This is a genomic window from Geobacillus sp. FSL W8-0026, assembly GCF_037966255.1.
In the GTDB taxonomy this organism is placed as follows: Bacteria; Bacillota; Bacilli; order Bacillales; family Anoxybacillaceae; genus Geobacillus; species Geobacillus icigianus.
The window spans coordinates 923,065-935,563 of record NZ_CP150194.1; the positions used below are offsets into that span (position 1 = coordinate 923,065).

At 53.5% G+C, this 12,499-nt stretch carries 13 protein-coding genes and 1 riboswitch; of the genes, 9 read left to right on the forward strand and 4 right to left on the reverse strand.

The annotated features are described in order from the left end of the window. The first annotated feature begins 478 nt into the window (after window positions 1-478). From modA to NST29_RS04705, 4 genes are all read left to right on the forward strand, one after another. Window positions 479-1,270 carry a molybdate ABC transporter substrate-binding protein gene (gene modA, locus NST29_RS04690; RefSeq protein WP_033019422.1) on the forward strand — a complete coding sequence of 264 codons (792 nt, stop codon included), beginning with the start codon at window positions 479-481 and terminating at the stop codon, window positions 1,268-1,270. 314 nt (window positions 1,271-1,584) lie between these two features. Further along, window positions 1,585-1,647, forward strand: a riboswitch (Fluoride riboswitch). Window positions 1,648-1,693: 46 nt separating this feature from the next. Continuing rightward, entirely contained in the window at window positions 1,694-2,080 is a 387-nt protein-coding gene (locus NST29_RS04695) for a CrcB family protein (RefSeq protein WP_033019420.1), read from the forward strand. Next, a complete protein-coding gene (gene crcB / locus NST29_RS04700; protein WP_033019418.1) occupies window positions 2,077-2,427 on the forward strand; it encodes a fluoride efflux transporter CrcB in 351 nt (116 codons plus the stop codon). Before NST29_RS04695 ends, crcB begins: the two co-directional genes overlap by 4 nt. 61 nt (window positions 2,428-2,488) lie before the next feature. Next, window positions 2,489-2,665: a hypothetical protein gene (locus NST29_RS04705; protein WP_165570921.1), complete on the forward strand. Its 177-nt coding sequence runs from the start codon at window positions 2,489-2,491 to the stop codon at window positions 2,663-2,665. A gap of 88 nt (window positions 2,666-2,753) precedes the next feature. Here NST29_RS04705 and NST29_RS04710 read toward each other — a convergent pair whose 3' ends face one another. After that, window positions 2,754-4,043: an alkaline phosphatase gene (locus NST29_RS04710; RefSeq protein ID WP_339232768.1), complete on the reverse strand. Its 1,290-nt coding sequence runs from the start codon at window positions 4,041-4,043 to the stop codon at window positions 2,754-2,756. 352 nt (window positions 4,044-4,395) lie between these two features. Here NST29_RS04710 and NST29_RS04715 point away from each other — a divergent pair, with 352 nt between their 5' ends. The 3 genes from NST29_RS04715 to NST29_RS04725 all read left to right on the forward strand — a co-directional run bounded on the left by NST29_RS04715 (window position 4,396) and on the right by NST29_RS04725 (window position 8,970). Continuing rightward, window positions 4,396-4,848 (forward strand): MarR family transcriptional regulator, encoded by a 453-nt coding sequence (locus NST29_RS04715; RefSeq protein WP_033019522.1) that lies wholly within the window; start codon window positions 4,396-4,398, stop codon window positions 4,846-4,848. Continuing rightward, entirely contained in the window at window positions 4,845-8,009 is a 3,165-nt protein-coding gene (locus NST29_RS04720; RefSeq protein WP_033019413.1) for an MMPL family transporter, read from the forward strand. The genes NST29_RS04715 and NST29_RS04720 overlap by 4 nt, the downstream gene beginning before the upstream one ends. Before the next feature lie 295 nt (window positions 8,010-8,304). Then, window positions 8,305-8,970, forward strand: a complete 666-nt coding sequence (locus NST29_RS04725) for a type 1 glutamine amidotransferase domain-containing protein (RefSeq protein WP_033019411.1) — start codon at window positions 8,305-8,307, stop codon at window positions 8,968-8,970. A gap of 480 nt (window positions 8,971-9,450) precedes the next feature. Here the strand turns inward: NST29_RS04725 and NST29_RS04730 are convergent, their stop codons facing one another. The 3 genes from NST29_RS04730 to rnhC form a co-directional block, all read right to left on the reverse strand. Further along, window positions 9,451-10,059 carry a VanZ family protein gene (locus tag NST29_RS04730; RefSeq protein WP_081917021.1) on the reverse strand — a complete coding sequence of 203 codons (609 nt, stop codon included), beginning with the start codon at window positions 10,057-10,059 and terminating at the stop codon, window positions 9,451-9,453. 27 nt (window positions 10,060-10,086) lie between these two features. After that, window positions 10,087-10,374 carry a hypothetical protein gene (locus NST29_RS04735; protein WP_339232769.1) on the reverse strand — a complete coding sequence of 96 codons (288 nt, stop codon included), beginning with the start codon at window positions 10,372-10,374 and terminating at the stop codon, window positions 10,087-10,089. Window positions 10,375-10,632: 258 nt separating this feature from the next. After that, a complete protein-coding gene (rnhC, locus tag NST29_RS04740) occupies window positions 10,633-11,568 on the reverse strand; it encodes a ribonuclease HIII (RefSeq protein ID WP_033020361.1) in 936 nt (311 codons plus the stop codon). 111 nt (window positions 11,569-11,679) lie between these two features. Here rnhC and zapA point away from each other — a divergent pair, with 111 nt between their 5' ends. Together zapA and NST29_RS04750 are read left to right on the forward strand one after the other, a co-directional pair. Beyond that, on the forward strand, window positions 11,680-11,955 hold the full coding sequence (gene zapA, locus NST29_RS04745; protein WP_033020359.1) for a cell division protein ZapA: 276 nt from the start codon (window positions 11,680-11,682) through the stop codon (window positions 11,953-11,955). Then, window positions 11,948-12,487: a CvpA family protein gene (locus tag NST29_RS04750; protein WP_033020357.1), complete on the forward strand. Its 540-nt coding sequence runs from the start codon at window positions 11,948-11,950 to the stop codon at window positions 12,485-12,487. Before zapA ends, NST29_RS04750 begins: the two co-directional genes overlap by 8 nt. Window positions 12,488-12,499: the final 12 nt, after the last annotated feature.

The window sequence follows — 12,499 nt, forward strand, 5'->3', positions numbered from 1 at the left end:
TAGTTATCATTAATAATAATTAGATATAATTAGATATAATAGTTCTGGAAGGTTGATGAAAGATGAGGGGGATGAAACCAACAGCCGTTCTAGTAAGGAAAATAAAGTGGATTTTGCAAGGTTTCTCAATTTTGGCGAAAGGCCAGGTTTACGCTGATTTTTTGCTGAAATCACTGATCTTTCTAGAAGGCTGGTAAAAAACGGTTGTTTCTGTTGAGCAATGGGGGATCGTTTGAAAGGCGCTCCTGATGCGACGAGGCTTTTCTATTGGAAGAATGGACCTGACAAGCGGCTTGCTCCCTTAAATCACCAGCCTCCTAGAAGACTGGTGAAAAACGGTTGTTCCATTTGGACGATGGGGGGAGCTTGCGAAAGATGCTCCCGATGCGACAGAGCTTTTCTATTTGAGAAACAAGGCTGATAGGCGGTCTGTTTCCTTCCATCACCAACCTTCTAGGCGAAGATAAGGGGGATGCAAATGCGAAACATGGCATGGCTCATGGCGGTGTTTTTGTTGTTCGGTTTGTATGGCTGCGGCGGCGATCGAAAAGAACGCGCCGAGCGAATGGAATCAGCGGACCAAACAGAGCTGATTGTTTCGGCCGCGGCCAGTCTGCAAGAAGCGCTGGGAGAAGCGAAAACGGCGTTTGAACGAAAGCACCCGAACATCCGCATTCACTATAATTTTGGCGCATCGGGCGCTTTGCAAAAACAAATTTCTGAAGGGGCGCCGGTCGATCTCTTTTTTTCCGCCGCGGTCGAGCCGTTTGTGAAGCTGAAACAAGAAGGGCTGATCGATTCCGAGCACGAAAAAACGGTGCTCGCCAACGAGCTGGTGCTCATCGTTCCAAAACAAGGAGAAGAAGCGATTCGGTCGCTCGGTGACCTGATCCGCGCCAAACGGGTGGCGATTGGCATTCCGGAGTCGGTGCCGGCCGGCATGTACGCGAAACAAACGCTAGAGCAGGCTGGGCTGTGGAAGCAAGTCAAACCGAAGCTCGTCTACGCGAAAGACGTGCGCCAAGTGCTGACCTACGTGGAAACCGGCAACGTCGACGCCGGCTTTGTGTATCGGACGGATGCGCTCGTGTCCGACAACGTCAACATCGCCGCCGCGGTGCCAAGCCGTATGCACGGTCCGATCGTCTACCCGCTCGGTGTGGTCAAAACGAGCAAACATCTCAAGGAGGCACGGGAGTTTTACTCTTATTTGACGAGTGAACAGGCGCTCCACACTTTCGAACAACACGGGTTCCGCCGCGCCCGGTAGAAAGCGCGGGAAAGCCTACTGTTTCCCTCCATCGATCGGGAAGGTGGGAAAAGCAGCACCGACGCTACAAGGGTCTATGTGAGAAATGATGCGGGGAAGCAACATGCTGGCTTTCCTCCTCATCTTTCTAGAAGGTTGGTGAAAAACTGCTGTTTGCCTTAATCGGCGATGGAACGCGTGAGCATAGAGGCTGATGCAGCAAATTTTTTCTACTTGAGAAACGATCCGAAGAAGCGGTTGCGCGAGTAAATCACCAGCCTTCTAGGTCGGTCTTCACAGCGAACCAAGACATATGGTACAATGAAGAAAAACTGAACTTCATAGGCGATGGAGTTCGCCATAACCGCCGGTTTCCGGCTGATGACTCCTGCTGCGAATGGAAGCGGCAGGAGTCTGTTCATTTTTCGGAAGGAGGGGGTCTGATTGGTCTATCTCGCCGTCGGCATCGCCGGCATGATCGGCGCGCTTGTCCGTTATGGGCTCGGTTTGCTTGTTCCCGCCGCCCATGGCTTTCCGTTTGCGACGCTTTTCATCAACTGGACAGGCTCGTTTTTGCTCAGCTGGCTCACGGTCACATTCACCCGCCGCCCGGCGTGGCCACCATGGCTGCAAACGGCGGTGACGAGCGGTTTTGTCGGCTCGTATACGACGTTTTCTACCCTTAGCGTCGAGTGTATCGAATTGCTGGAACAAGGGCGATGGGGCATGGCCGCTGGTTATATCGCCGCCAGTTTGTTCGGCGGTCTAACCGCGGCATGGGCGGGCTCCGCTGCCGCCCAGCCAAAGCGAAAGGGGGAAATGGCCCGATGATGGCACCGCTATGGGTGATGATCGGCGGTTTTTTTGGCGCCATCTGCCGTTACGCCGTCAGCCGCTGGGGCGCCCGGCGCTCGCCGCGCTTCCCGCTCGGCACGCTCATTGTGAACTTGCTTGGCTCGTTTTTGCTCGGCTGGCTGGCTGGAAGCGGCGCCGCCGATGCTGAAAAGCTACTGATCGGCACCGGTTTTATGGGCGCGTTCACGACGTTTTCCACGTTCAAATGGGAAAGCGTGCAAATGATGCAGCAACGCCAATGGGCGAAGGTGATCGGTTATGTGGCGGTCACTTACTCGTGCGGGATCCTGCTGGCATGGGTTGGCTGGCAGCTAGGGCGATAAGGCAGAAACATCAGCTTAAAGCTTTTTTCCATTGCTTACCGTTTGATTGGTAGCAAGGACAATGAGACAGGAACGTCAGCTTGAAGCCTTTTTCCGCCGCGCTTGCCGTTTGGCTGGCACTAGGGCGAATGAGGCAGCCCTGTCGATCGATGAGCCACCAGAGGAAAAGCGGCGCGGTCTTGTTCTTCGGTTCGGGCCGGCGCGGAAGATAGGGGCAAACGCAACGGCGCATGGGTGAAGAAGCGCGGTTGGGTGGATCCAAAAATCTTCCCCGCCCGGTTCACAAGCAAGGAACGAGCGGGGAAACGAGCGAAAGGGAGACGGCGTTATCTTCTAGTTTTCGCAAACAATACTTGTTCGAGAACGTCATGAATACGCGTATTTTCATAAACGCCGACAAACCGTTCCGCTCCCGGCCCCATGGCAGTCAGCGGCACATCGGCGGCGGTGTGGCCGGTGGTCGTCCAGTCCAAGGCGAACGTTTGTGAAGAATGAGCGATGGAAAAGGGACCGTCTTCGCCAGAAATCGTTTTGCCGTCTCCTGACTCATCGGTGCCGCCTGGCGTTTCCACCGTCAAGCCGCCGCATTCATGGTCGGCGAGCACGAGGACGAGCGTATCCCGATGGCGCTTGGCGTACTGTTTCGCCACGGCGACCGCTTCGTCAAGCTGCTGGCCGGCTTTGATCATGAGCGGTCCGTTGTTTTCATGGCTCATTTCATCAATGGCTTCTTCTTCAACAACGAGGAAAAAGCCTTTTTTATTTTGCGACAGCACGTCAAGCGCTTTTTTTGTCATATCGGGCAGCGGCACGGCAGGATTGTACACATCCCCTTCTCCTTCGGGGCGTTGTTGGAACATCTCCTCGTTGGCAAACAGCCCAAGCAGCTTGTGGCCCGCTGCCTGTTTCAGCTCATCGGCGGTGCGGACGTACGTATAGCCGAGCTGCTTGGCGCGCTCCACTAAGTTTCCTTGCGTCCCTTTGCTTTCTTCTTCGGGATCTTCAGCGGGATGGTCGGGATAATAACCGGGCTGTCCGGCCGGATACCAGTAGTCTTCGCCGCCGCCCAATATGACGTCCACTTTCGTTTGTTCGATGTACTGTTTGGCAATATCGCTTTGCGCCGAGCGCTTGGCGGTATGGGCGCCGAACGCCGCTGGGGTGGCGTCTGTCACTTGGGAGGTCGTGACGAGCCCGGTCGCTTTTCCGGCTTTTTTCGCTTGTTCGAGAATCGTTTCCACCGGTTTTCCTTGCAAATCAACCGCGATGGCGCCGTTGTACGTTTTGACGCCCGTCGCTATCGCTGTCGCTGCCGCGGCGGAATCGGTGATGAACGATTTCGGATCGGCGGAGTTCGTATGGATGAGCCCGCTGTACGGCATGTTGTCCATTTCCAATTCTCCTGTGATCCCTTTCGTGGCCAAGCGGATTGCGTCGCGATGGGCGGTGCCCATGCCGTCGCCGACAAAAAGGATGACATTTTTCACTGTCGGTGACCCGGCTGGCTTGTCCAGCTGATCCGGTGCCGCCCATGTTTGTTGTCCGGCGGCATACAGCGTCAGCCCGGCGCTCAGTCCGGCCATAAGCAAAGCCGTGCGGCGTTTCATTCGGAACATCGTTCTCCTCTCCCTTTTCAGATGATTTTGTCAGTTTGATTGTACAAGCGGCATATGAAATGGGGATGAATTCCATGTAACGGTTTTGTAAAGAATGGTTCCCAACGTTCCCCTTCTCTTTGAGGCTGTGGAGTGAATCGTCGATATGGCTTTACCATCTTATTTCTCAAGTAGAAAAACCTTGTTGCATCGGTGCTGTTTTTCACTCATTTTCCCATTAGTGAAGGGAATCAGCGGTTTTTATCGCCCTCTTTCATTGACTTTTTTTCTTTAGCCTGATACATTAATTAATAGTTCAATTGTTGAACCAAATGGACGATCCGAGATGGATACAACGACTGGGGGTGAAGAAGTGGCAAGGCGAAACATCGACGAGTGGATCGACCGTTATTTGTCCGTCTCGTTTCTCGTGATGAAGCGCGGAGCGGCGCTCGTCAAAGACAGCCTTTGCGAAGAGATGACGCACGACCAATATTATTTGCTTCGCTATATTCGCCGGCGGGGGACGTGCACGTCAACCGAGCTGGCGGCGATGTTCGGCGTGAACAAAAGCGCGGTGACGGCGATGACGAACCGCCTCGTCGACAAAGGCTGGCTGCGCCGTGATCGTGATGAAAGCGACCGACGTGTTGTGGCCTTATCGTTGACGCCGCAAGGAGAGGAATGGGTGGCGGAGATGGACCGCGGCGTCTATCGGCTCGTGGAAGAAGTGATCGCCCGCTTCCCGGAAGAAGAAATTGAAACGTTCATCCGCACGTATGAAAAACTGGCCCGCGTGCTGCAGGAGGTGGAAGAAGCGAAATGAGAGCGATCATCAAAGGAAAATGGTTCGTGTTCATCGGCTGGATCATCATCGCGGCGGTGCTCATGATGACCGCGCCGAACATGGGCGAGCTTGTTCGGGAGAAAGGGCAGCTGAGCGTGCCGGACGGCTATTCGTCGTCATTGGCGGCGAAATGGATCAAAGAGGCGAACGAACAGGAAAACAAAGAACATGAGCGCTCCGCCGTGCTCGTCTTTTATCAGAAAGACGGATTGACGGCACAAGACAAACGGGAAATCGAACAGGCGGTTCAAGCGCTGGAAAAGAAAAAAAGCGAGCTGCATATTACCGAAATCGTTTCGCCGCTGGCCAACAAGGAGCTGGAAAAAAAGCTCGTGTCCAAAGACGGGACGACGATGCTCATTTCGATCAGCATCGACCCGGCCGGGCGGACGGCGAAACAGTTAACGGACGCGCTCTATCAGGCTGTGGACGGCGTCAAGGTCGAGCACTATTTCACCGGTGGGTGGATGATCGATGAAGATGTGGTGACCAGCTCGCTTGAAGGCGTGAAGAAGACGGAAGGAATTACCGTTGTCTTTATTTTGATCGTGCTGTTGGCCGTATTCCGTTCGCCGGTCGCGTCGTTGATTCCGTTGTTGACGGTCGGAGCGACGTACGTCGTTTCTCAGTCGATCGTCGCGTTTTTGGTCGATGAGGTCAACTTTCCGCTGTCGACGTTTACGCAAACATTTTTGGTGGCCGTGTTGTTCGGAATCGGAACGGATTACTGCATTTTGCTTTTAAGCCGATTTAAGGAAGAACTAGCGAAACACGGTGACCGCACGGAAGCGGTCATCGCCACGTACCGGACGGCGGGAAAAACAGTGGCGGCGAGCGGATTGGCGGTCATGATCGGTTTTGCCGCGATCGGACTGTCGACATTTCAGTTGTACCAATCGGCAGCCGCCGTCGCCGTCGGGGTGGCGGTGCTGCTTATGGCGCTTATGACGCTCGTGCCGTTTTTCATGGCGGTGCTTGGCGAGAAGCTGTTTTGGCCGGTTCGCGGAAAGCTTGAGCACGGACAAAGCCGGCTTTGGCTGGCGGCTGGACGGTTTGCGTTCGCCCGTCCGCTGCTCGCGCTCGCTATCGTCGCAGCGGTAACGGTGCCGGTGCTCGTGACGTACGATGGCAAACTGTCGTTTGATTCAATGGAAGAGATCGGCGACCATTATCGCTCGGTCAAAGCGTTTGACATTATTGCCGACCACTTTCATCCCGGAGACGCCATGCCGACACAAATTGTGTTGAAAAGCAAAGAGCCGCTTGATTCCGAAGAAGGGATGGCGCTCATCGAAAAAATCAGCCGCGAAGTCGAAACCGTCGACGGCGTGGCGAGCGTCCGCTCGGTGACGCGGCCCACAGGCGAACCGATCAAAGAGCTATTTGTCACCGAGCAGGCGAAACAGCTGAAAAACGGCCTTGGCGCCGGCAAAGACGGCATCGAGAAAATCGGTGCCGGGCTCGAGACGGCAAGCGATCGGCTCTCCGCTTCCGCGCCGCAGCTGAAGCAAGCGTCATCCGGCATCGGCCAGCTCGTCTCGGGAACGGAGCGGCTTGAGAACGGCCTGCGCCAGCTGCAAAGCGGCTTGAGCCAAATTGAACAAGGCGTGCGCCGCGGAGCGATCGGGGCCGGCGAGTTGAAAAACGGCTTGGCGACTTTGCGCGCCAATGCGAAAAAACTGCAAGACGGCGCCACGCAGCTGCTTAGCGGCTACAAACAAGCCGAACAAGGCTTGGCGGCGATCAGCAGCCAATACAAGCAAATTGAAACAGGCTTAAAGGCGGTCGCTGATCAGCTCGCCGCCGTGCAAACGCTGCTTGCGCAAGTCGAGCAGTCGCACCCGGAGCTCGGTGAAGACGCACAATATCAACAAGCGAAAATGACCGTCGCCTCCTTAGTCGGCCAGACGAACGAAATGGCTAAAGGTTTGGCGAAGTTGAACGGGGTTCTTGACCAAACGCGCACCGGCCTAGCGAAAGCGAATGAGTCGTTTGCCCAACTGACGGCCGGGCAAGCCGCGATTAACGGCGGTTTGGATCGAATCATCGCCGGGCTTGGCGAGCTTGAAGCCGGCTTGACGAAAGCGGCCAACGGTCAACAACAAGCCGTTGATCAACTGCCGCGCTTCGCGTCCGGCCTCGAGCAAGTCAACGGCGGCCAGCGGCAGCTGCTTGAGCACTTCTCGGCCCTTGGCGGCCAGCTCGGCCAGCTTGTCAACGGCTTGGACCAAAGCGCGTCCGGTTTGCAGAAGGTGGCTAGCGGTCTGGGAACGGCGGAAACGTATTTGACCGATTTGTCATCGGCGCCGGCGAAGGACATGGCCGGCTGGCATATGCCGAAAGCGGCGCTTGAAAGCAAAGAATTTGCGCAGGCGAAAGACGCGTATATGTCAAAAGATCGGCGCATCGTCACATTTGATGTCATTTTCAAAGAAAATCCGTATTCTATATCGGCGCTCGGCCGCATCGATGACATTCGCGCTGCTGCCGAACGGGCAGTGAAAGAAGCAAAACTGGACGGGGTGCGCATCGCCGTCGGCGGCGTCACAAGCACGTATGCCGATTTGCGGGCGATTTCGAACGCCGACTATCGGCACACAGCGGTGCTCATGCTGGCGGGGATCGCCATCGTGCTGGCTGCCCTGCTCCGGTCGTTGATCATGCCGCTCTACTTAATTTTGTCGCTTGTGTTGACGTATTACACGTCGATGGCCGTCACCGAGCTCATCTTCGTCAACGGCCTTGGCTACGCCGGTTTGAACTGGGCGGTGTCGTTTTTCGCCTTCGTCCTGCTTATGGCGCTCGGCATCGACTACAGCATCTTCCTGATGGACCGGTTCAACGAATACCGCGACCGGCCGGTGAGAGAAGCGATGCTGTCAGCGATGGGCCATATGGGGACGGTCATCATCTCGGCCGCCGTCATTTTGGGCGGGACGTTTGCCGCGATGTATCCGTCCGGCGTTCTGTCGCTCTTGCAAATCGCGACGATTGTATTGACAGGGCTTTTGCTTTACGCTCTTGTCGTCCTCCCGCTGTTTGTCCCGGTCATGGTCCGCACGTTCGGCCGCGCCAACTGGTGGCCGTTTGGACAGCCGATGAGCGAGGCGGATGGGCTTGAACAGCAGAAAATTAGTTAAAATGACCGGCTGCTGCCGCTCCCAAATGATTCGGGGAGCGGCTTTCTTTTTTCGCGGGCGGAACAGCAGCGGTTTTTCCTCGCCGTGAGCGAACGAGCGAAACGACACGGTTTTTCGATTGGACACAGGATGCGGTGAAACGGCATGTTCCTTGCCATCGCTGCGCTCTTAGGCACATGGTTTGCGCCATCATGACGACATTTCTATTTCATAAGCATATTTTTTTCGTTTTCGCTCAATGTAAAGTATGATGAGAAGCAGAGAACATTCCAGACTGGAAAGGGGGAAGGCGGGCATGACGAAACGAGTGCTTATGGTGGTGACGAACCATACGACGATCACGGACGACCACAAAACCGGGCTTTGGCTTGAAGAGTTTGCCGTGCCGTATTTGGTGTTTAAAGAAAAAGGGTATGACGTGAAAGTGGCGAGCATCAAAGGCGGCGACGTGCCGTTGGATCCGCGCAGCATCAATGTGAAAGACTCGTCTTGGGCCGAGGCGGAAGCGGCGCTGAAAAACACGGCACGTTTAAGCAAAGATGACGCGAACGGATTTGACGCCATTTTTCTCCCCGGGGGACACGGGACGATGTTTGATTTCCCGGACAACGAAACGCTGCAATACGTGTTGCAGCAATTCGCCGAAGACGGCCGGATCATCGCCGCTGTCTGCCATGGGCCGTCAGGGTTGGTGAACGCGACATACAAAGACGGGACGCCGATCGTGAAAGGGAAAACGGTCACGTCGTTTACCGATGAGGAAGAACGCGAGGTCGAACTTGATGTGCATATGCCGTTTTTGCTTGAGTCGACCTTGCGCCTGCGCGGGGCGAATTTCGTCCGCGGCGAGAAATGGACCGATTTCTCGGTGCGCGACGGCAACTTGATCACCGGGCAAAACCCGCAATCGAGCCGGAGCACGGCGGAAAAAGTCGTCGCGGCGCTCGAAGAACGAGCATGAGGAAGCGAATGACAGACAGTTGAACGAGCAAGGACGGCCGTCGATTGGAAAGTCGCTGCCTCTCTTTATGTGCCGCATCCGGTCGTTGGTCATCGGTAAAGTAAAAGCTGCCATAAAAACTGTGATGAATCGGTTTTTATGGCAGCTTTTTTTTGTGTGTGAAAATCCATGTGGGGGCAATTAAAAAATTTCATTGACAAACGTTTCAAAATCATGAATCCTTCTAAATAAGAACTTGCTTTACTGTAGATGAGCAAATTCGCTAACATAAATTGACAACTAAAAAAGGGAGACATGAACCCGATTCCTTGGTTAGAATCGCTGTGCTACCAACTGCCCACAAGGAGGTTCATGTCTCATAAATCGATGAGCACATCATCAAGGAATCCACCCATTTTTCATGATGTTGGGGTGGCGCTTTACTTCTTGAAACCGGTCATCAGGCGCACCCTATTTTGTTGTCACGATGAACGACTCATATTAGTGAGTCGAGTTGTCTGCTGAATTGGGAAGGTGAAAAGATGGATCGTTCTTCTCCCTTATCAAAACAAAATATAGTTTTATGGTTGCCCATCCAACCAAACCACCAATGGAATTTAATATAAAATCGTCTACGTCCGCTACTTTGTTTGGAACTCCAGTTAAACAATTAATGAGTAATTGGGTCAATTCAATGCCTAAACTTACGGAAATGACAACAGTCAACGTTCGAAAAAAGCCTGTGCTGCGTTTTTTCAATAGTCCTATTAAAATCGGCAACGGGAGAAGGAGAACAATATTCCCCACCACTTGCAAAAAGTTGCCATGCTTCCACGTAGAGATAATGGTTTGAAACGGGATCAACTGATAATAGTATTTCCAAGGCATGTCCGGATCGCTTGTTTGATCAAAGCTGATCGTGATTGGGAGTAAGGTTAATTTGACAACAGACAAAGAATAAAATATCGTAGCTGCGACAAAAAAGAGTTGTTTCACGGTGATATTCGCTTTCCTTTTTTTCAAAATGAAGCAAGTGATACCACATAATATGACAAAAACGATCATAAATAGCGGGGGATGTAAGTCAACTGAGAATCCAATCGTTTTCATGCATGTCACCAATCCCAGTTTATGAATTTACCAACTGTAATCAATTTTTACTTTTCCCTCAAATAAGCTCCCGGTGAAGTTTCTGAATCTGATATAATATTTACCGGAACCTGAGCCCGATTGATAAAGGGTGACGCTATCCACTTCTGTTGATGAAACCGTGCCGCTATCAATATCAGAATCTCCAAAAAATCCTTCTTTCTTCAGATATAAAGTCATGTTTGTTCCCTTTAATCCTTTTGATGGATATGTTGTCACAACAAACTTTGGTGTCGCACTTGCATCAAACGTGCGGCTGTTAAGCCCTCCGGTCAAACTGTACGTCGATTCGTACGTACCGCTTGCTGCAAAAGCTGTTAATACCGAGGAGAATAAAACAACAGCTAAAAAATGAAAGTTAATATTTTCCTAAACATCTTAAAGCCTACTTTTTAAGAAAAATTTATAATAATAGGGTATAGTAACTTTTTTTTTTTGTCAAGCCGGAAAGGACGGGAAACAGCGGCGTTTCGTTGCTGCGGGTCTGTACGATGGAGCCAACGCTGTCGTTTCCCATGGGAGTGATGGACACCCCTACCGGCGCTTGGCGATGGCAAGCGCCTTTTTTGTGTTGGCGAAATGAAGCTTGGCGCACGTCTCGAGCATCTCTTCTCCTCGCAGGCGGATGATTCGGGCGGCGGCTTCATCAACGATGGCACCGGCCCCTTTCGGAAGCGGGACGCCGATGGTGCGGGATAATCGCGCCATCTCTTCTAAAAACACATAGCGGGCGATGATCGAAGCCGCGGCGACCGCCACGTGGACACTTTCCGCCTTTGGAAGGCAATGCACCCGCTCGCAGACGATGCGCGTTTCATCCGCGAGGTAGCGGAAATACGAGTCGCGTTCTAAAAATTGGTCGATGATGATCGCTTCCGGTTCGATCGGCGCGATGGCGTCAACGAGTTTCGCGAGCGTCCGGTTGTGAAGGAGCGCCTTCATTTTCGTCTGCGGCATGCCCGTTTGCTGCCAGCGGTTGTATGCGGCGTTGTCGAGCACGGTGACGGCATGCGGCGTTGTTTTCATAATGGCGGGGGCGATCCGTTTGATCGCCTCGTCGCTCAGCTGCTTCGAATCTTTGACGCCAAGCGCGGCCATTTGGTCGAGATGAGCGCGGTCGACGTAGGCGGCGGCGACGACGATCGGGCCGAAATAGTCGCCGGTGCCGACTTCATCCGAACCGATGGCCGAAAGCTTCGCGAGCCTATGTTCCGATGGGGGCGAGGTGCTCTCTCTCTCCTGTCGTTTGGCTAGGTGAGCTCCCTGCTCCCCCATCCATTTCGCCGCTTCTTGTTCCGCCGCTTTCCCTTGAAACAGCACTTTCCCCGAGCGGTAGGCGGTGATCGTGACATCTGCGCGCTTGACGGCGAACAACGCTCCGGGTGGAAGCCGGTCGGACAAGGCGTCTTGGTAGTGGGAGCGCAAGGCGGCAAGCAGCTGTTGGTCGGCTTGAATGACATAGTTTGACAACGTTCCCTCTCTCCTTTCTCCTCTTCTGGGTCCCTTTGTGTCGCATCTTTCCATTATACCAGCGTTCGTGATATGATAAACAGTAGGATTTGGCGAAATGGGGGAGAAAGCTTGACAGAACAGCCAAAAACGCGGGTGAGCGTCCGCATTTACGGTCAAAACTACACGATCGTCGGCACGGAAAGTCCGGCCCATATCCGGCTTGTGGCGGCGCTCGTTGACGATAAAATGCAGGAGTTCAGTGAGAAACATCCGATGCTTGATGTGCCGAAACTGGCCGTGTTGACAGCTGTCAACATCGCCAGCGAATATTTGAAGCTGAAGGAAGAGTATCAGCGACTTGTCGAAAAGATGAACATGGAAAAGGGCGGGAAGCCGGATGATTGATGTCATCGTGCTGTTTGTCCTGTTGCTCGGAGCGATGATTGGCTTAAAGCGCGGCTTTATTCTCCAATTCATTCATATGGCCGGGTTTTTCATCGCTTTTTACCTCGCCTACCGCTATTATGAGCGGTTTGTGCCGACCTTGCGCCTTTGGATTCCGTATCCGACGTTTGGCGACCCGGAGACGGTGAAGCTGTTGTTTCAGAGCGCGCATTTGGATGATGCGTATTATCGGGCGATTTCTTTTGCACTTTTATTTTTTGTGGTGAAAATTGTTCTTCAGATCATCGGCTCGATGCTCGATTTCGTCGCTCAGCTGCCGCTGTTGCGCAGCGTCAACCGCTTGGCCGGGGCGGCGCTCGGATTTGCGGAGGTGTATTTGCTTGTCTTTTTGCTTTTGTATATCGGCGCGCTCGTGCCGATTGACAGCGTCCAAGAGCAGCTGCAGCGTTCGCTCATGGCAACCGCGATTGTGAAACATACGCCGGTGTTGTCGGAGATGCTTGACCATTGGTGGATTCATGGCCGCGTCTGACCGAGCGCGGCC